This is a genomic window from Lactobacillus sp. UMNPBX1, assembly GCF_002554085.1.
In the GTDB taxonomy this organism is placed as follows: domain Bacteria; phylum Bacillota; class Bacilli; order Lactobacillales; family Lactobacillaceae; genus Lactobacillus; species Lactobacillus crispatus.
This window is the reverse complement of record NZ_PCZI01000001.1, coordinates 289,905-309,284: the sequence shown is the minus strand read 5'-3', so window position 1 is coordinate 309,284 and position 19,380 is coordinate 289,905. Positions and strand designations below refer to the sequence as shown.

Annotated in this window: 21 protein-coding genes and 1 other RNA gene; 1 reads left to right on the top strand and 21 read right to left on the bottom strand. The window is 36.4% G+C overall.

Annotated features, from left to right (window positions below):
- Nucleotides 1-90: 90 nt before the first annotated feature.
- Both CP352_RS01555 and CP352_RS01550 read right to left on the bottom strand, forming a co-directional pair.
- Nucleotides 91-1,428 (bottom strand): glucose-6-phosphate isomerase, encoded by a 1,338-nt coding sequence (locus CP352_RS01555; RefSeq protein WP_089150921.1) that lies wholly within the window; start codon nucleotides 1,426-1,428, stop codon nucleotides 91-93.
- 87 nt (nucleotides 1,429-1,515) lie between these two features.
- Entirely contained in the window at nucleotides 1,516-2,118 is a 603-nt protein-coding gene (locus CP352_RS01550) for a VanZ family protein (protein WP_005721383.1), read from the bottom strand.
- Between the two features lie 124 nt (nucleotides 2,119-2,242).
- Between CP352_RS01550 and CP352_RS01545 the strand changes: the two genes are divergently transcribed.
- Nucleotides 2,243-4,441 (top strand): LTA synthase family protein, encoded by a 2,199-nt coding sequence (locus CP352_RS01545; protein ID WP_179210810.1) that lies wholly within the window; start codon nucleotides 2,243-2,245, stop codon nucleotides 4,439-4,441.
- A 43-nt stretch (nucleotides 4,442-4,484) separates the two neighbouring features.
- On the opposite strand, the gene CP352_RS01540 is transcribed toward CP352_RS01545, so the two are convergent.
- From CP352_RS01540 to CP352_RS01450, 19 genes are all read right to left on the bottom strand, one after another.
- Entirely contained in the window at nucleotides 4,485-5,939 is a 1,455-nt protein-coding gene (locus CP352_RS01540; RefSeq protein ID WP_089147347.1) for a HAMP domain-containing sensor histidine kinase, read from the bottom strand.
- Entirely contained in the window at nucleotides 5,939-6,661 is a 723-nt protein-coding gene (locus tag CP352_RS01535) for a response regulator transcription factor (protein ID WP_089150920.1), read from the bottom strand. The genes CP352_RS01540 and CP352_RS01535 overlap by 1 nt, the downstream gene beginning before the upstream one ends.
- A 2-nt stretch (nucleotides 6,662-6,663) precedes the next feature.
- Nucleotides 6,664-7,053, bottom strand: a complete 390-nt coding sequence (locus CP352_RS01530; RefSeq protein ID WP_005721386.1) for an SdpI family protein — start codon at nucleotides 7,051-7,053, stop codon at nucleotides 6,664-6,666.
- 35 nt (nucleotides 7,054-7,088) lie between these two features.
- Entirely contained in the window at nucleotides 7,089-8,051 is a 963-nt protein-coding gene (gene manA, locus CP352_RS01525) for a mannose-6-phosphate isomerase, class I (protein WP_089147349.1), read from the bottom strand.
- A 92-nt stretch (nucleotides 8,052-8,143) separates the two neighbouring features.
- The gene (locus tag CP352_RS01520; RefSeq protein WP_089147350.1) at nucleotides 8,144-9,307 is read right to left on the bottom strand and encodes a MalY/PatB family protein; all 1,164 of its coding nucleotides are present in this window, start codon (nucleotides 9,305-9,307) and stop codon (nucleotides 8,144-8,146) included.
- Between the two features lie 8 nt (nucleotides 9,308-9,315).
- Nucleotides 9,316-10,206, bottom strand: coding sequence for a DUF3737 family protein (locus tag CP352_RS01515; protein WP_089147351.1), 891 nt, complete (start codon nucleotides 10,204-10,206; stop codon nucleotides 9,316-9,318).
- Nucleotides 10,207-10,414: 208 nt separating this feature from the next.
- Nucleotides 10,415-10,783, bottom strand: a transfer-messenger RNA (tmRNA) gene (gene ssrA / locus CP352_RS01510).
- Between the two features lie 53 nt (nucleotides 10,784-10,836).
- Nucleotides 10,837-12,021, bottom strand: coding sequence for an acetate/propionate family kinase (locus CP352_RS01505; RefSeq protein WP_057726486.1), 1,185 nt, complete (start codon nucleotides 12,019-12,021; stop codon nucleotides 10,837-10,839).
- A 44-nt stretch (nucleotides 12,022-12,065) separates the two neighbouring features.
- Complete coding sequence (locus CP352_RS01500; RefSeq protein ID WP_005718747.1) at nucleotides 12,066-13,067, bottom strand: class I SAM-dependent methyltransferase; 1,002 nt, start codon at nucleotides 13,065-13,067, stop codon at nucleotides 12,066-12,068.
- A 194-nt stretch (nucleotides 13,068-13,261) separates the two neighbouring features.
- A complete protein-coding gene (locus CP352_RS01495; RefSeq protein WP_089142998.1) occupies nucleotides 13,262-13,789 on the bottom strand; it encodes a ComGF family competence protein in 528 nt (175 codons plus the stop codon).
- Nucleotides 13,743-14,012, bottom strand: a complete 270-nt coding sequence (locus tag CP352_RS01490; protein WP_005728527.1) for a hypothetical protein — start codon at nucleotides 14,010-14,012, stop codon at nucleotides 13,743-13,745. The genes CP352_RS01495 and CP352_RS01490 overlap by 47 nt, the downstream gene beginning before the upstream one ends.
- Complete coding sequence (locus CP352_RS01485) at nucleotides 14,009-14,434, bottom strand: hypothetical protein (RefSeq protein WP_005721476.1); 426 nt, start codon at nucleotides 14,432-14,434, stop codon at nucleotides 14,009-14,011. Before CP352_RS01485 ends, CP352_RS01490 begins: the two co-directional genes overlap by 4 nt.
- Entirely contained in the window at nucleotides 14,409-14,750 is a 342-nt protein-coding gene (gene comGC / locus CP352_RS01480) for a competence type IV pilus major pilin ComGC (protein ID WP_005721477.1), read from the bottom strand. Before comGC ends, CP352_RS01485 begins: the two co-directional genes overlap by 26 nt.
- Before the next feature lie 60 nt (nucleotides 14,751-14,810).
- Complete coding sequence (locus tag CP352_RS01475; RefSeq protein ID WP_057726482.1) at nucleotides 14,811-15,812, bottom strand: type II secretion system F family protein; 1,002 nt, start codon at nucleotides 15,810-15,812, stop codon at nucleotides 14,811-14,813.
- Complete coding sequence (gene comGA, locus CP352_RS01470; protein ID WP_005718739.1) at nucleotides 15,781-16,755, bottom strand: competence type IV pilus ATPase ComGA; 975 nt, start codon at nucleotides 16,753-16,755, stop codon at nucleotides 15,781-15,783. Before comGA ends, CP352_RS01475 begins: the two co-directional genes overlap by 32 nt.
- Before the next feature lie 198 nt (nucleotides 16,756-16,953).
- Nucleotides 16,954-17,682 (bottom strand): YebC/PmpR family DNA-binding transcriptional regulator, encoded by a 729-nt coding sequence (locus tag CP352_RS01465; protein ID WP_005718738.1) that lies wholly within the window; start codon nucleotides 17,680-17,682, stop codon nucleotides 16,954-16,956.
- Nucleotides 17,683-17,766: 84 nt separating this feature from the next.
- Entirely contained in the window at nucleotides 17,767-18,288 is a 522-nt protein-coding gene (locus tag CP352_RS01460; RefSeq protein ID WP_005722771.1) for a VanZ family protein, read from the bottom strand.
- A gap of 70 nt (nucleotides 18,289-18,358) precedes the next feature.
- Nucleotides 18,359-19,003 (bottom strand): SDR family oxidoreductase, encoded by a 645-nt coding sequence (locus CP352_RS01455; RefSeq protein WP_023488033.1) that lies wholly within the window; start codon nucleotides 19,001-19,003, stop codon nucleotides 18,359-18,361.
- A gap of 28 nt (nucleotides 19,004-19,031) precedes the next feature.
- A complete protein-coding gene (locus tag CP352_RS01450; RefSeq protein ID WP_005718732.1) occupies nucleotides 19,032-19,217 on the bottom strand; it encodes a type Z 30S ribosomal protein S14 in 186 nt (61 codons plus the stop codon).
- Nucleotides 19,218-19,380: the final 163 nt, after the last annotated feature.

The following is a 19,380-nucleotide window of genomic DNA, read 5'->3' as shown; positions in this document are numbered from 1 at the left end:
CAAAAAACCTTTGTTTCCTACTCTTTCTTTAATTAGCACAGCTAATTATATTAATACGCATACTATCAAATATGCTGAGTATATCTAATATTAAAGACGCTTAGCTAAATCGTCGTGTAAATCTTCGTAACCTGGCTTGTTAAGTAAACCAAACATGTTACGCTTGTAAGCTTCAACACCTGGTTGGTTGAATGGGTTAATACCGTTCAAGTAACCTGAAATAGCAATTGCTAATTCGAAGAAGTAAATCATGTAACCTAAAGTATGTGCACTTTGGTCTGGAATGTTAACAGTCATAACTGGAACACCACCATCAGTGTGAGCCAAAACAACACCTTCATAAGCACGATCGTTTACGTAGTTCAAGCTCTTACCTTCCAAGAAGTTAAGTTGGTCAAGGTTCTTTTCATCGCCTGGGATCTTAACATCATGACGTGGATTTTCAACACGGATAACAGTTTCAAATAAATTACGTAAACCTTCTTGGATGTATTGACCAAGTGAGTGAAGGTCAGTAGTAAAGTTAGCACTTGATGGGTAAATACCTTTTTGATCCTTACCTTCTGATTCACCCATTAATTGCTTGCACCATTCACCAAACATTCTTAAACTTGGTTCATAGTTTTCAACAATTTCAGTAGTGTAACCCTTACGGTAAAGGATGTTACGAAGTGCTGCGTATTGGTATGGAGTTGCCTTTGACAAATCAGTATCAGTGTAGTCAGCACGTGCGTCTGCAGCACCCTTCATCAATTCGTCAATGTCAGCACCTGAAGCAGCGATTGGAAGTAAACCAACAGCTGAAAGAACACTGTAACGACCACCAACATCATCAGGAACTACAAATTCTTCGTAACCTTCAGCATCAGCTTCAGTCTTTAAAGCACCCTTTTGACGGTCAGTAGTTGCGTAAATTCTCTTAGCAGCTTCTTCTTTACCGTACTTCTTAATTAACTTATCTTTAAAGATTCTAAATGCTACTGATGGTTCAGTAGTAGTACCTGACTTAGAAATTACGTTAATGCTGAAGTCCTTGTCGCCTAACCATTCAATTAAGTCGTAAAGGTATGAACCTGAAAGTGAGTTACCACAGAAGACAACAGTTGGCATATCGCTGTCAGCCTTACCATAGAAGTTACTGTTCAAGAATTCAATTGCAGCTTGTGCACCAAGGTATGAACCACCAATACCGATACAAATTAAAACATCTGAATCGTTTTGAATCTTCTTGGCTGCCTTCTTAATGCGGGCAAATTCATCCTTGTCATAGTCAACTGGCAAATTAAGCCAACCACGGAAATCGTTACCTGCACCAGTTCCATCGCGAAGTTCAGTATTAGCAGCGTTAACCATAGCTTGCATTTCGCTTAATTCATTTTCATGAACAAATGGTGTTAGTTTACTACTATCAAATTTAATTAAACTCATAAATCTGCTTCCTAACTAAATAAAATATTTTTCACAAACCTATTTTAACAATCTTGATTTATAAATACCAGTACATTATAAGCGCATTCAGGCTTTTTTGACAATTTTAAAAATCACATAACCCAAAATTGCTCCACAAGTATTGAAGAAAACATCATCAATATCGCTAACCCCCGTCACCAGCAAAAACTGCAGAGTCTCAATTCCCACTGAAAACAGCATCCCCATCAGTACCGTCCTTAAAAACGTTGCTCTTTTTGAAAAAACAATGGGGAAAAAAATGCCAAACGGCACAAAGCACAAGACATTGCCAAAAGAATTATAAAAGAAATCCAAATGACTGGGAGCATAGACTAATTTCCAAGTTTCCTTCATGAATACCAAGTTAATATCACTCAATGGCCTAGAGAAATTAAAATCAAGCTGCCACGGAAAGTAGGTATTTCTAAAAGTTGTCAGCATCAAAACTAAGATTATGTAAAAAGAAAAGACCCAAACGCTAGCTTCAGACCTAATTGATCTTCTGCGGCGCACCAAAAGAAGCCAAATTAAACGCAATACAGCAAAAATTAAAAAATAAAATATTGTTTTATCCAGCGCTAATAAGGTTAATTTAACTAATGCAAAGTGGTTAATATTAGTTGCATACTGTTTAGCTAAAAAACTATAAAGTGGGCCCAAAAATAGCATACTTTGCCTCTTTCCAAAATATTCATTATAGATTATACCTATTTTCACGGCTGGAAAATCTTAAAAAAAAGATAACTCTTAGCAAATTATTGTTTTAAAAGAGGTGAACCATTAAAATTAAAAGATGTTAAAGGAGCATTATATGGAAAAAAAGAAAATTATCAGTTTTATTCAAACACGAACGGGCTTTTTAACCCTTTTAGTTGTTTGTTTCTGGCTGAAATATATTTTTGCAGCTTATTTTGATTTCAATTTAGGCTTGAGCGACCCGTATCAACATTTCATTATGTGGCTCAGCCCCGTAGGGTCCGCCATCATTTTAATCAGCTTCGGTTTTTATATTCCTAAACCGCTGATCTCTTACATCACAATGTTAATTTTAGACTTTGCCAATACGGCATTGCTTTTTGCAAATATTATCTACTATCGTCAATTTTCGGACTTTTTAACAATTAAAACGATGTCTAACGTTGGTAAAGTTTCGCAGGGTCTAGGTAAAAGTACCGTTGCCCTTCTGCATCCAACAGACATTATTATCTGGATTGATTTGATCGTTATTGTTACTTTACTGATCATTCATAAAATCAAAATTGATCAAAGATCTTATGGTTTATCCACTCCATTTGCGATTACCTCAGTAGGCGCATTTATCCTAACCCTTAACATTTTTTTGGCAGAAACTTCTCGTCCGCGCTTATTGCGCAACACTTTTGATCGCTCCTATGTCGTTAAATACCTTGGTATTGACACCTTTACCGCTTATGATTGCTTCAAGAGTGCGCAAAATGTTCAAGTCACTAAAAATGCCAACGCTGCAGACTTGAACCAGATTTTAACTTTCACAAAAAAACAAAATGCTGCTCCATCTTCCTCATATTTTGGTATTGAGAAAAACCGCAATGTGATTATCATCCACTTAGAAAGTTTCCAGCAATTTTTAATTAATCTTAAGGTTAATGGCAAAGAAGTGACGCCGTTCCTAAATTCACTTTATCAAAATAAACATACGCTCAGCTTTAACAACTTCTACCACCAAGTTGGTCTAGGTAGAACCAGTGACGCGGAAAACATGCTAGAAACTAGTACTTACGGTATTCCCGACGGATCTTTATTCACTTCTTTAGGTTCGGAAAACACCTTCCAAGCTGCACCGCAAATTTTGCGTCAAGATGGCTATACTTCCGCTGTCTTTCACGGCAACGTCGGTAGTTTTTGGAATCGAAATGATGTTTATAAAAATATGGGCTATAATTATTTCTTTGATAAAAATTACTATAGCTCCCAAAGTAAAGATGCAAGCGGCTATGGGTTAAAAGATAAGCTGCTTTTTGCCGAAAGCGTTAAATATTTAGAGCAGATGCAGCAGCCTTTCTATGCTAAGTTCATTACGGTAACCAACCACATTCCGTTTAACTTAGATAAAGAAGACAAGGACCCTAACTTTAAGACTACAAACACTGCCGACCAAACTATCAACAATTACTTTGAAACTGCCCACTACCTAGATGAGGCATTGCGTGAATTTTTCCACTACTTAAAGTCTTCTGGTCTTTACAAAAACTCAATGGTAGTCATTTATGGTGATCACTATGGGTTAAGTAATTCTGAAAATGAAACCTTAGCACCAATTATTGGTGAAAGCTCTGACACGTGGAATACTTACAATAATGTTCAAATGCAGCGTGTTCCATTCATGATTCATGCCAATAATTTGAAAGGAAAAATTAACCATGAAATTGCTGGTGAAATTGATGTCTTGCCAACACTGATGCATTTGCTCGGTATTAACAATAAAAACTATGTCCAATTCGGTAGCGACATGCTTTCGCCTAAAAGACAAAATTGGATCGTCTTTCGTAATGGGACCATTGTCAGCTCCAGATATATCATAGTTGGTGCTAAAGGAATCAAAGGTACCGTTTATGACCGAGTTAGCGGTAAACAAATCATTAATTTTACTCCTCAAGAGAAAAAAGAAATCTCTGAGCTAGCACAAAAGGCCAAGGCATCATTACACTATTCTGATTTATTAAACAACCACAATTTGTTACGCTTCTACACCCCAACTGACTTTGTTCCAACTGATCCAACCCAATTTGATTATTCCGTCAATTATCAAAAAATGATCGCTATCAGAAATGAATTAGCTGGCAATTCCACCTCGCTTTATAGCAGACATCGCGGTACAACTACTAATCTTTACCGTACTGATGCCGCTGAACTAAAGGATAGAAAACAAGAAATTACCCAAGTTCCTGACAGCGTTAAAAATATTAAAGAGAATAAGAAAAACAAAAACAGTTCAGAAAATACCAATAACTAAAAAGAACGCACAGACCTTTCAAGAAAAACTGTGCGTTCTTTTTTTAGTTTTTAGCTACAAACTGTTCATAGCCCTTGTCATAAAAGGTCACGGTGAATGTTGAACCTTTACCTGGTGTGGAAAATACTTCTACTTTGCCACCATGTTGCTTAATCAAAGAAGAAACAATCGCAAGTCCCAAGCCTGATTCGCCAGTTCCCATTCGAGCACGCGATGGATCAGCCTTGAAAAAGCGTTCAAAAATATACTTAGTCTGATTCTTGCTCATGCCAATACCATTATCCTTAACCGATAATTGTGTTCCATGCTCTATCCGTTTACCCGAAATAATAATTTTGCCATCATGAGTGAATTGAATCGCATTTTGAACTAAGTTAACCATTACCTGGGTAAAACGGTCACGATCTGCATAAATAGGCAACTGATCAGGTGCCTCTAGAACCAGCTCATCGTTGGCTTTAGTTGCATTTTGTTTTAATTGCGACTTCAAATCATGCAGAATAATTGTGGCATTAAAGTTAGTCTTAACCAGCATAATTTGATTATTTCGAATCTTTTCATAGTCCAAATTTTCATTGACTAACCGAATTAATCGTTTAGTTTCGCGCTGCATTAACGCGATTGACTTCGGTTTAGAATCCTCTGGGATAGCATCGTATTGCAAGCCCTCTAGAATGCCATTAATTGTTGTCAATGGCGTCCGCATTTCATGAGCAGCATCAGCCATGAATTGGTCTCGTCGCTCTTCTTGGGCCTTAACCTCTTCGTTCGACTGCTTCAAAGCCTGCACCATTTTGTTGAAATTCTCAGCCAATTGATCAATTTCATCGCTATCTTTATGCTCAATTTGCACATTAAAGTTACCTGATGCAACTTTTTGCGTAGCACGTGATAATCGCTTAATTCGTTTAGTTGAATAATAAGAAATAATAAAGCTCAGCAACAATCCAACCGCTACAGTAATTAACAATGCACGCAACAAATTGCGTTTAGCCATTAAAATCGGTCGCTCAACATGCTTTACTCTCGATCCTATCCAAACAATGCCAACAAGATTTTTGCCATTCATCCATGGAACCAAAACCCCCGTGTAGGCATCCTTAGTTGAACTAATCGGTGAATTTTCATTATGATTATTTTGAATTCTAATCTCTTGCCCATTTTTTAAAGTAGTAAAAACTTCTTGCGAAAGCTGAATTCTAGCCTTTGTTTTGGGATAAATCTGCTCATTTTTATCATTAAAAATACGTAAATGAGCATCATCACCACGAAGAACATATTCTAATTGATTCAAGAAGTTATTGCTAAGCAATGCAGTCCCATTTTGGCTGTCAGCTTCCGCCAAGTTTCCCAAAGAGTTAGCGTAGCTTTCCATCCGCTGGTAGTTTTGCGTATAAGCTTGATTACGCGCATAACCAATCTCTGAGTAACCAATAATCGAGATAGTTGTCACAATAATGAGTAAGAAACTCAACATATTTTGGTAAATTAATTTCATTATTTGACCTGCGAATCATCAAACTTGTATCCGACGCCCCAGACAGTTTGGATCACCTTGGCACCAACCTTCTCTAATTTCTGTCGAAGCTTTTTAATATGAGCATCAACAGTTCTTTCTTCACCATAATACTCATAGCCCCAAACTAGTTCTAGTAATTGGTCACGAGAAAAGACTTGTCTAGGCTTTTGTGCCATTGTATACAGCAAATCAAATTCTTTTGGTGTCAAACCCATTACCGGCTGATTATCAAATAAAACTTCTCGTCTATTTTTTGAAATCTTCAAATGATCGGTCGTAATCTCATAGTCTTGATTATCTTCTTGAGTATGAGCTGGTTCTTCTTCCATCATCACGCGGCGATGCAAAGCCTTAATGCGGGCAATCAAAGCAATTGGGCTAAATGGCTTAGTGACATACTCATCAGCTCCGATACCTAGCCCCAACACTTGATCTGATTCACTGCCACGAGCAGTAAGCATAATAATTGGCACTGTCGGCGAAATTGCCCGTACCTCTTTAGCTACTTGAATCCCATCTTTTTTTGGCAAATTCAAATCTAACGTAATCAGATCATACTTATCCGCGTTCTTTTTAAACATATTGACGGCTTCGACACCATCAACAGCAATGTCTTGTTGCCAACCTTCTTTTTTGAAAAACATTCCCATCATTTCAGCTACGGAAGTGTCATCTTCGACCATTAATATTCTCAAACTCATTATCAATCCCTAAATCCTTTTGTTCTCTTATGCTTCACTTGATCAGGATCGACATAGTCATGTGGCAATTCATGTCGTTTAGACAAAAATGTTTTCAAACTTTTTTCGGTATAAACAATTGGCAATAAAATAAATAAATAAAATGTTAACAGCCAAATGAGAAAATAGCGATCCCAATTCAAATAGTGAATGATTACTCCTAACAGTGCTTGAATAAACCCAAACAGGATACAATACCAACTTGCCCTCTTCTGAGCAAACTTAAAACTATCCTGGTTAACTTGCGCAAGATAAGATAAATAGCCATAAATTCGGTTGGGCCTTTTGGCTGGCGTAATCAGCCAAATCAACCCTACCGCCACCATAACTAAGCCACAAGCGACATAGATCACGATTTCTCACTCCTAATTCTGATAAATTTAAACGGTTATTCCTCACCTGGTGCAGACATAACTATTCTCATTTTACCAGTGAAAGTAAAATTCTTCATCTCATTTGGAATAATTAAATTAGTTCCCATCTTCAAATCATATGACTTGCCATCAGCTTCTAATTTTCCTTCGCCTTTGATAACGGAAACTAACAGGTATGGATGATCCTTTAAGCCGGTCTTCCAAGTACCATCAAGGTCAATTTGCCACAAATAAAAGTGTGGTGAAAGTGGTGGTTCAACCAATGTCTTAATTTCTGCATCTTGATCTTGGCTAGTCTTAACATCTAACTTAGGATCAACATGGGGAACAGTGGTCACATCAATTGACTTTTGAGTATGAAGCTCACGCTTTTTACCATCCTTGCCCACACGATCGTAGTCATACAAGCGGTAAGTTACATCACTTGACTGTTGAGTTTCAATTACTAAGCATCCCTTAGTTAAAGCATGAATTGTACCTGCTGGCACATAGAAGAAATCGCCTGCTTTAACCGGAACTTTTCTGAGCAACTTATCCCACTCGCCTTTGTGGATCATATCAGCTAATTCTTCACGGCTTTTTGCATGATGACCATAAATAATATAAGCATCTGGATCAGCTTGCATTACATACCAAGACTCAGTCTTACCAGAATCATTTTCTACTTTGCGAGCATAATCATCATCCGGGTGTACTTGAACTGATAAATTATCATTAGCATCTAAGAATTTTACCAATAATGGAAATTCCTTGGCCTCAGGGTTGCCAAACAATTCCGGATGCTTCAAGTAAACATCCCGCAATGACATTCCCTTAAGTGGCCCATCTGTTACAGTTGACGCGTCATCCTTGTAACCTGAAATAATCCAAGCTTCTCCAACTTTTCCTTCTGGAATATCATAGTGAAAAATATCATCTAATTTACGTCCACCCCAAATTTTTGGCCTAAAGTATGGGGTTAAAAATAATGGTTCCATTTAAATCACCTCAATTAAAGTATAAACTTTAAGGTAGAATAAATGAAACCCTTTTCTTAGATATATGTATACTATTTGTTTTACATGTAAAGCTACTTGTTATACTTACGAATACCTGTAGCTAATCTTTGCATCCCATCCTTGACCATCGTCAAAGGACAAGCTAGATTAATTCGAATAAAGTCATGGCCATTTCCACGATAAACACTACCAGCTGAAATAATCAGCCCAGTTTCTTGGCGAATGAACTCTGCTAATTCCTGTGAATCAGTACTGATCTTTTGCACATCGATCCACATCAAATATGTCGCATTGCCCGAAATGATTTGTACTTCAGGAATGTTTTTTTCAATAAAATTCTGCACATACGCAAAATTTTGCTTTAACTGTTTTTTCAAAGCATTAAGCCAATCATGGCCTTGCTCATAAGCCGCAATCGTTGCTGGAATCGCCAATAAATTAGGCTCGGCTACTTCATCACTATTTAAACCGCGGCTAACCATATTCCGTAAGTTCTCATCAGGAACAATCGCCGTAGCAGCATGAAGAGCAGCAACATTAAAGGTTTTACTTGGAGACACTAGTGAAATCACACTATTTTGTGCTTCACCTGTTACAGAAAAGGCTGGCGTGTAATCTGGACCTTGTCTAACCAAATCACCATGGATCTCATCCGATAGTAATGTTACATGGTATTGGTGACAAAGATCCGCAATTTTTTGTACTTCTTCACTAGTCCAAACTTTTCCTACTGGATTATGTGGGTTACAAAAAATCATCAAAGTCGTTAGCGGCTCAGCTAATTTTTGTTCCAAGTCAGCCCAGTCAATTGAATAACTTTTACCATCGAAAGCTAAATCACTCGACAAAACATGGCGCCCATTATTCAAAATGGAATTATAAAAAATATTATAAACTGGCTCTTGTACTAAAACATTATCACCAATATGTGAAATGCGGCGTACAATTGATGAAATAGCAGGGACTACTCCAGTAGTAAAAATCATCCAATTTGTTTGTGGCCGATGATTATGTTCTGTTTCATACCAATCAGCGACAGCATTAAAATAATCTGCTTGTGGGAACTCATAACCAAATGCACCTAATGTCAATTTTTGTTGCATTGCCTCGATAATTTCAGGTGCCGTCTTAAAGTCCATATCGGCAATCCACATTGGTAATTCATCAGACTTCACATCCCACTTTACTGAATCAGTCTTTGACCTATCTGGTGCATTTTCAAAATCATATTGCATATATCTCACTAATCCTTTGGTGTTTGGTTCGTATCAGAATGAACAATTTTTGTACCTATTTTCGGGCAATTAAGCTCGGTTTTAGATGGATCTACCTTATCTGGATCGATAATCAAAGTACCAATCTCAGGTGCCGTAATTTTACCAGAAATTGGGTTTTTAATACTATCAATCTTTGTATTAAGCTCCACATCTAAATTAGAAACATATTCAAAAGCTAAATCTGTATGAATCAAGGAACCATTCTTAATCTCCAGGTGATCAATGTAGTTCAAGCCCTGATCACTTTCAATTTTACAATTAATTAACGTAATGTTGTTAGTATTCCAAGCTAAATATTCACCATCAATAATTGAATCGTAAATCGTGACATTATCGCAATTCCAAAAAGCATCTTTAGAGATAAAAGTTGAATTATGAACTTCAATGTTTTCTGCACCATCAAAAACATAATTTCCCACAATGGAAACGTGATCAAGATAAATATTCTGGCTATCTTTACCAAAATAATCACCATTAATTTGAGAATTGGTAATCTTAATATCATTACAAGTCCACATTGTTTCTTCTGCGTTAGCAAAATGAACATTATCTAAAATAATATGACTTGTCCTTCTGAATAATTTAGGTGCCTGTAAAGCACTATTTTTAATTGAAATATTCTTGGTATACCAAATTCCAGACCGTGACATAGTTTCAAACGTGGTATTTTCAACTTTCACATTTTCATCATACCAAAGTGGATATTTCCATTTAAAAATTGAATTCTTTAATCTGATATTTTTAGCTTCTTTTAAGGGAGATTCACCACTGCCAAATGTAATACCATCAAGGATTGCATCAGTTAATCCATAAAGAATTCTTTCACCTGCAAAATATTTATTTTTATATTCAATCATTATGCTTCACCTTTTCGCTGATTATCTAAAGTAAGTTTTAAGTTAGTATTTATTATATGATTTCCTTCCTATAATGTTTAATACTTATTTTTATGGGTAATGCATAACATAAATTTATAATGCGAATCGAGATTTCGGTTAAACTTCGGTCAAACGGATATCTTAGCAAAACAAAAAACCGCTCTAGAACAACATCTAGAACGGTTATCTATGGAGATGAGGGGAATTGAACCCCTGTCCAAACGCATCTCGTCACTGACCTCTACGATCATAGTTATATTACTTGAACTTCACTAGCTCAAAACGCCATATAACAGGGCTAGGATGGGCTAGCTAACCTGTTAAGACTCTTTTTAACTATTCAGGTGAGGTAGTTAAACGTAACTCGCTAAAGTTGATACTCGGTGTCAGCCACGAGTAAACCGACAAGGAGCAACACATGCGCTTAAATTAAGCAGCTAATGCGTAAGAATTTTTGTTATTTGCAGTTATATTTAACTGTAACGTTTTTACGTAGTCGTAACCTACGAACCGCAGTCAATGCGGGTCTACGCCTGTCGAATCCCAAAACATCCCCTTGAGATACTTATTCATTATAGCATAGACACACATTACATGCGATAAAAATGCTTAATCAATATTAGTCAAACGTACCACATCACGTTCAATCATCAATTCTTCATTAGTTGGGATAACCATTCCTGCAACTTTGGAATCTGTTTTTGTGATTAGTCCTTCACTAACACTTTCATTAGCTTCATTATCTACAACAACACCCATATATGCGAAAGCGTCAAGAACCGCTTTTCTCACACCAGTATCATGTTCACCAATACCAGCAGTAAAGATAATTGCATCAACGCCGCCCATTTCGGCAATATAAGCACCAACGTAGCGAATAATACGATTAATGAAAATTTTTCTTGCTAACTTAGCCCGTTCGCTATCACTTTCACGCACATCGCGCATATCTGGTGAAATTCCTGACAAGCCCAACAAACCAGACTTATTATTCATGATATAAATCATTTCATCCATCGACTTATGCTCTACCTTCATTAGATGTTGCACGAGTGAAGGATCGATATCACCGGTTCTAGTAGCCATTGTAATTCCGGCAATTGGACTAAAGCCCATTGAGGTATCGTAAGACTTGCCATCCTTAACTGCAGTAATTGATGCGCCTGATCCCAAGTGACAGATGACTAACTTTAAGTCTTTTAAATCTTTACCTAGTAATTTAGCAGCACGCGGTGCTGTATAGCGAATTGAAGTACCATGAGCACCATATTTACGTACACCATATTTTTCATAATATTCATAAGGAAGTGAATACAAATAATGTACTGGATCAAGATTACGGTGATAAGTAGTATCATAAACCGCAACTTCTGGCACATTTGGTAAAACATTCATAAAAGCTTCAATTCCGCGAGCCTCAGCAGGATTGTGAAGCGGAGCATAATCTGACAATTCGTAGATCTTAGGCAGATTTTCCTTAGTAATAATAGTAGAATCCTTAAAGTACTCTCCACCATTAACAACACGATGTCCTACACCGACAATTTCAGTTAGTTCTTCAACAACATGGTATCCTTTTAAAAACTTGATCAATAAGCTAACTGCAGCTTCTTGATCTGGGATTTCAGTTTTTTCAACGTGCTTAGTACCATCAGCTAACTTAATCTCAAATGATGAATTTTCAAGACCTACACGATCAGCCATTCCTTTGGCAAGAACCTTTTCATCTGGTAATGAGAATAATTTGTACTTAAAAGATGAACTACCAGAGTTAATTGCCAAAACTTTTTTCATAAAAATTAATTCCTCTTCTTTCAAAAAAATAAGTGCTTTATCAATTAATGGTTAATCTTTGCATACCACTCGTTAAGTTTAACATTAAATTGAATTAAAGCCTCTTCTTTTTTCAAGGAACCGAGTTTGGTAAGTAAAACTTCGCTTGCTTTAGCCTCATCACCGTGATTTTGGAAAACTAAAACCGATTTTTGATTAAACTTGTTCTTAAACATATCATCTGGCAATTCTACAATTGCCTTCAAGTAAACTTTCTTAGTTAACCATGGCATAAAATCAGCGCCAATCTTGCCTGACAAAATAGACTTAGGAACTACCAAAAAGGCATAGCCATTAGGCTTTAAATTATTAATAATTTGTTCGATTAACAACAAATGAGCAAAAGAATGACCTTTCTTAGCCTGATTTTCAAAATTCTTGGCATTCTCATCAACTGGATAATAGCCTACAGGTAAATCACTTACAATTGCATCAGCGTTAGGACACATCCAAGGCATTAAAGCGTCTTGATGATATAACTCAATGTCAATATTATTCAGATGCGCAGCCACATCTGTCAAACTTAACATATCTTCATCGTTATCAATCCCTACCAATTGATAATTATCCTTAGAATGATTGAGTGCCTTAAGTTGAGAAATAATTGAAAACAACAAATTCCCTGTACCCACAGCAGGATCAACGATTTCCATCTTTTGATCTTTTAATAATTTATGCATCAACATTGCTACTACTGTAGCAATTGCAGGTGGAGTAGGCATTTGGTTAACATCAAAGCCATCATCATTAACTGCCTTTAAAGTTAGAAAAGTAAAGACTTGAGCCTTTTCTTTTTGGCTAATTTCGTCATAATCTATTGCTTGATACTTTTGACTTAATTCAGCCACTGTTTTTTCATCCGGTGCACCATTTTCAACCTTAATCTTGCCACTTTCTAAGTTATCAAAAGTCTCTACTAAGGCTTCTGTAAATGAAACATTTAATGCCGTTTGCAAAGTTTGCACACAGTCTAAAAACTGATTAAAAAGTTTTTCAAAATTTTCCATAGCGGTCCCTCCATACCTTAATTATTTTATAGAAAGGGATAAAGAGGTGCAAGGAAAGTCAATCATCCGTTAAGCATTCGATAATTAGGCGATTGTTCTCCATGCTAGCATGATAAATATCTTGATACATTTTGATAAACAAAAGCGTGGTCATTAAAACTAATACACTACTTAGTAAGGCACTGCCTTTTACGTTATGCGTCTTTTTCTTTGGTTTTAGCATTTTTCTTTTCCTGTTCCTCATCAAGCTGAAAAACTAAATCTGATGCACCCTTATTTTTCTCTGTTACCCTAATAATGATGCTATCTTTAGTGGTTTTAAAAGCAGCCTTTTCAACGTTAAATAATAACGGCATATAGCCTTTCCCTGCACCAGATACTTTAAGTACGTTCTTTTTATAGTATTCAATTCGGTAAGTAGTTGCATCGCCTTTTTGATCGATGCACTTAAAGGAAGCACTATTACTTATAGCTAATTTAGTTACTGGATACACTGCCTTAATTTTGTCAGCCCGCATAAAATTTTCTAGCTGTACATAAGCATAGGCTACTTCATTGACATGCTGATTTTGATTCAAGTTTGCTTTTTTAACACTCAACAATAAATTTTGTAAAATTAGCAGCACCATCATAGTAATAAAAAGCGAAAACATTGCTTCAGCTAACATAAAACCTTTACTCTTTGACGGCAAAAGTTTGTTTAGTCGTTGCATCCCAAACATGATTACGTCCTGCCTTTTGATAAATTCGATCGTGAACTGTTACTTGCTCCAGGTCAGTTTTAGTCAGTATATGGTAAGCATAAGCACGATCTGTTTTTAATTCCATCTCACGACCATTTTTCTGATTTTCAGCTACAGTTATATAAAAGCAACTAACAGCAATCACAGCAATTATAATTGCTATAAAGCTCTCAATTACTAGAAATCCTTTAACTTTTATCATTCCGCTACTCTCCCCCACAGCATTTGATATTTCAGGCTTTTTTCCATTCCGTAGCCACTAAAAGTCACCGTACCTGGTTTAGAATAACCAGTCAGGTTGAATTTAAAATGATCCAAGCCAGTAATTTTGATATTTTGATCAACTGGAATACTTTTGTGATATTTTCCGCCAGAGAATAAAATTTGATTGGATCTAGCTAGATATGATACGCCAATAGTAACCTCCTTGATCGTACTGTACCTCGAAGTTTGATCAAGTGCCGTCGTAACTCTTTTAACAGTATTATCAAAAATCAGTTTTTCTTGATATCTTTTTAACTGCAAACTACCAATCAACAAAATGCCACAGCAAACACCAAGTGTAATTATTACTTCTAGTAGGGAAAAGCCGGCTAATTTATTTCTTTTCAACAACTTCGCCACTGTCTAACGTGAAATTCTTTTTAGCTTTAGTAATTTGATCACCAGTTAAGTAATCGTCCTTTTTTAGATCTTCAAAATCTTTAGGTTCACCATATTTATCCTTATATAACTCAACTTGCGTTTGCACAGTAGTCCTAAATGCATCCGCAGTTTTAGTTTCAGCATTCTTCTTTTGATTAATCAAATTAGGCACAATTAGCAAAATCAAAATCACGATAATGGCAATTACCACAACCATTTCAATCAAAGTAAAACCCTCTTGCTTGCGGCGCTTAGCCATAATGTTTGCTAAATACTTCTTCATCTTCTCTTTCATTTTTAACTTAATCCTCTTCTTCACTCTATTTTTTTACTTTTATCTTTAACGTCACTTTTTCTATAATCCTTGCATCATTGAATACATTGGTAATAACAGCTTCAAATACATTCCAATAATGCATAAGCCAATTAAAATAAAACAAGCTGGTTGAACATTGACGACTAATTTCTCAATTTTTTCAGTTAAATCCAAAAATAGGCTACGTCCTAATAACAAACAGCGCTTACTCAAGCTCTTTCGCTCAGAGCCAGTCTGCAATAAAACTAATAAACTATTAGGCAAAAAATCCTCTGCATTAATAATTTCTTCTAAATTTTTTCCTTCAGCTAAATCGTGCCCTATCTTTTGTCCCAGTGCTTGCTGCAATGAACCTTTCTCTTGATCTGCCGCATATTCGCACATTCGCTGCAATGAAAAGCCACTAGCTAGCAGCAGTCCAATATCATAAACCAACAAATAATGAATATACAGCATAACTACCTGCCCAATTAACGGATATTTACTCAGTTTTTTCATTGATGAATAATCCTGTTTATTGAGCAAAGTAACGATCTTAGCAAAAAAATATAAGCCCAGCAATACAATAATGATCAGACCAATCATGACCATATCTCCTGAATGATCACTGCTATCGCTGAATTGTGTCGAAATAAACGATTGCATAAAGACCAGTAAAATCACCATCATTATCGCTAAAACCAACGGATAAGATAATTCAGCCCGCAGTTTTTTCATCTGCTCCTGTTTTAGTCGATTCAACGTTGCTAAATGCTGCAAACATTCAACTAGGTTTCCTTGCTGTAAAGCCAAATTAACCTGAGTTACTGTCGTTTTAGAAAAGCCTAGTTTAAGCAGTTCAGTACTAAAACTTGCTCCTTCTTTCATGCGACTAGCCATTCTTTCCATCAACTGACGCCTTTTTGGCCACAATGCCGGCATTAATTCAATTGAATTGAGCAAAGAAAAACCATTATCTAAACTATGTTTTAAATAATCCAAAAAGGCCAATTGTTCTTCGCCATTTAACTTATCCTTTTTGGAATTGCCAATATACTTCATGATTAATTTCTCCTCCTTTCCACAAACGCTCTAGATTTTCCTGCCAATTAACGAATTCACCACGAACCGATTTGCCTAGCTCTTTTTTTAGCAAAGAATCTGCCGCAATATCCATCAAGCACTTTAATTTTCCTTGACTGACTAATAATCGCTGATACGACACTGCAGTTAGACAATTTGTCAGTTCGTCACACCTAATACCTAATCCCTCTAGTCGAGAAATAGTTTGCAAAGTACTTTTAGCATGAACTGTCGCAAAAACCAGGTGTCCACTTAAAGCTGCATCAACTGCTAAACGTGCTGTTCCTTGATCACGAATTTCTCCAATAATTAAAATATCTGGACGATGCCGTAATGCCGCCTTTAACAGGTTTTGGTAATCAATTCCCGCTTCGTTATTGACTTGTGCTTGCAAAAAAGAAGACTCATGAATTTCAACAGGATCCTCGATTGTCATTACTACTTTGTTTTGGCTCATTTTCTTAGCAATTTCATACATTGTCGTTGTCTTGCCCGAGCCAGTTGGACCACTAGTAATAATCAATCCGCGACTCTTAGCCAACTTTTCAATTGTTCCCAGCTGCTCTGGAATAAAATATTGACTATGGTCAATCCCATAGATGACTCGAATAACCAGTGACTCTTGATCGGAAAAATCTCCTAAGCTAGATAAACGCAAGAAATATTCATGTCCTTCATTCTCATATGTCATTGCGCCAACCTGCGGGCGACGATGTTCTGCAATATCCATCTGAGCACTGTACTTAAAAAAATTGATAATTTCCTTTCCCGTCTCCAAAGTAAAACCTGCATATTCAATTAGACCCTTACCGGTCCGAAATTTAACCATCAAGTTTTCTTTTTTCGGGAAAAAGAAAATATCACTTGCTTTAACTTTAATTGCCTCAATCAATAATTCACTGACAATTTCTTTGATCTTCATAAAAATCCTCCTTTTTTGCCTCACATTATTTATTACGCAAAAAAAGTCGATTTTTTTGTGAGAAATTGAAAAAAACACAAAAAATTTTCTCAACTCTAAAAAACGTTGATCTAACAGCATTTCAAGATTAAAAAGTAATTAAAAAAGTACACAAAAAAATAGCTTAGCCATTGGCTAAGCTATTTCATCATTAACTAATTAATCTTCATCAGCCGCTGCAGTATAAACATTTTGAACATCGTCACTATCTTCAAGAGCATCAACTAAATGTTCAAATTGTTCCTTCTTATCTGCTGGAACTGGAGTGGTGTTTTGTGGAATCATAGTTAATTCAGCATCTGCTAGTTTGTAACCATCCTTAATTAAGGCGTCACGTACACCTGCAAATTGCTTTGGATCAGTGTAGATTTCGTATGCATCATCACTAGTTTGAAGATCGTCACCACCAGCATCCATAACATCAAGTAATACTTGATCTTCATCAGCATCAGTAGTTGAACGATCAATTACAATGTAGCCTTTACGGTCAAACATGTAAGCAACTGAACCAGTAGCACCAAGTGAACCACCGTTACGAGTGAAAGCAACACGAACGTCTGAAGCTGTACGGTTCTTGTTATCAGTCAAAGCTTCAACAAAGACTGCAACACCACCTGGAGCGTAACCTTCGTAAGTAATTTCGTCGTAGTGTTCTTCTGAACCACCTTCGGCCTTCTTGATGGCACGCTTGATGTTATCCTTAGGCATGTTGTTTGAACGTGCCTTATCAATTACCATACGTAATGTAGGATTCCCATCAGGATCAGGACCACCACTCTTTGCAGCCATATAAATTTCACGAGATAACTTTTGGAAAATTTTACCTCTCTTTGCGTCTTGCGCATTCTTGCGGCCTTGAATATTGTGCCATTTTGAATGTCCTGACATAAGGATCCTTCTTTCTTTTTTCTAATATTAATTAACGTTATTATCTTAACTCACAGTACTTTAAAATTCAATGGTGTCAACCATTTAAACTTGTTTTTTCTGGTCAAAAAATCTGTGTTTAATAAACAATACTAGCATTATCAGCAAAATTGCCGTTAAAGCCCCTGCTCCATCAAGCATTACATCGTGCACGCTCGGTGTTCTATCACCTGTTAAAAATTGATGATATTCATCAAACGCAGCAAATGCAATTGCCATAAACCAAGTTAAAACTGGTGCTACCCATTTGATTTTGAAAATTCTTCTTAATCCTAAATAGCCAAAACCACCTAGTAAAAAATAAGAACCAAAGTGAGCCATTTTACGTAAAACAAATTGGGCCAGCCCTGCTCGACCATCAACTTGCACATTGTGAATACGACCACCGTAAGTAAAATCCCAGCCAGCAACGATATTCTCTAACCAGCCAAAATAACGGTTAATTTTATTGTCATGAATTTCCTGCTGTTGATAAGTCATTGAACTAGAAATGAACAATGCAACTAGCACCAATAAAGCAAGCAGTAAAAAGATTTTTTCTCGTTTAGTAAAATGAAATTTATCCATTGCTATTTCTTCTCTCTTTTTTACTTCTTACTTTAACAAAAAACGGGTTAAACTTGACCCGTTTTATAAATTATTTAACTTTGCTTAATGCTTCATCAATTGGTGTGTCCCCATCATGCATAATAATTACTTGATGAATCGTATTATCATACTTTAGGCTATCAACCAATACCTGAGCAACATCATCAATCGAATTTTCTCCACCTTCTGGAGTAAATGATGTCTTACCCGTTGCTGGCTTCTCCATTAAGTTACCTGGTTGAATGATCGTATAATCCAAATTAGTATTATGAATTAACCATTCATCGGAAAAGTACTTAGCAATATCATAATCAATAATGCTTGCAAGAGAAGGAATTTCTGCCCACTTGTCTTGGTCAAGCGCAAAGGCGGAGCTTAGTTGAACGTAACGCTTAACGCCATTAGCTTCAGCAGCCTTCATCAGCTTAACTGCGCCATTTAAGTCAGTTTGCAATAAGTCCTTTCCACGAGAACCTGCTACAAAAATCACTGCATCCGGATGACCAATTTCATCCTCAATCTTTGCCAATGAATCATGAAAATCTAAATGTTGAACAGTCACATGTTCTGGATCGACGACTTCTACAGCATTTTCACGTCTAGCTGCAGCAATTACATCGTATCCTTCATCAACTAATCTTTTAATGACAGCCTTACCAACACGACCTGTTGCACCTGCTACAAGTACTTGCATAATCAATTCCTCCTATTCATTGTGAGGTTTACCAACTAGCCTTCTTAACACCTGGAAGTTGACCTTGATGAGCCAATTCTCTCATGCATTCTCTGCATAAACCAAACTTCCGATAAACTGAATGTGGTCGCCCGCAGCGTTCACAACGGGTGTACTCTCTAGTTGAATATTTTGCTTTTTGCTTATTACGAATAATTTGTGATGTTTTTGCCATATTAAACCTCTATCTACGTCTTTCTATTCTTTGAGGCGCCGGCTTCTTATCTCTAGTTAACAATCTCAACGCCAAAATAATAATTCCAATTGCCATTACTTGTCCAGTCATACGTTTTTCTTCCTTTCAATTTGCTTTATTAGTCTCTTACTTTTCGTCAGTG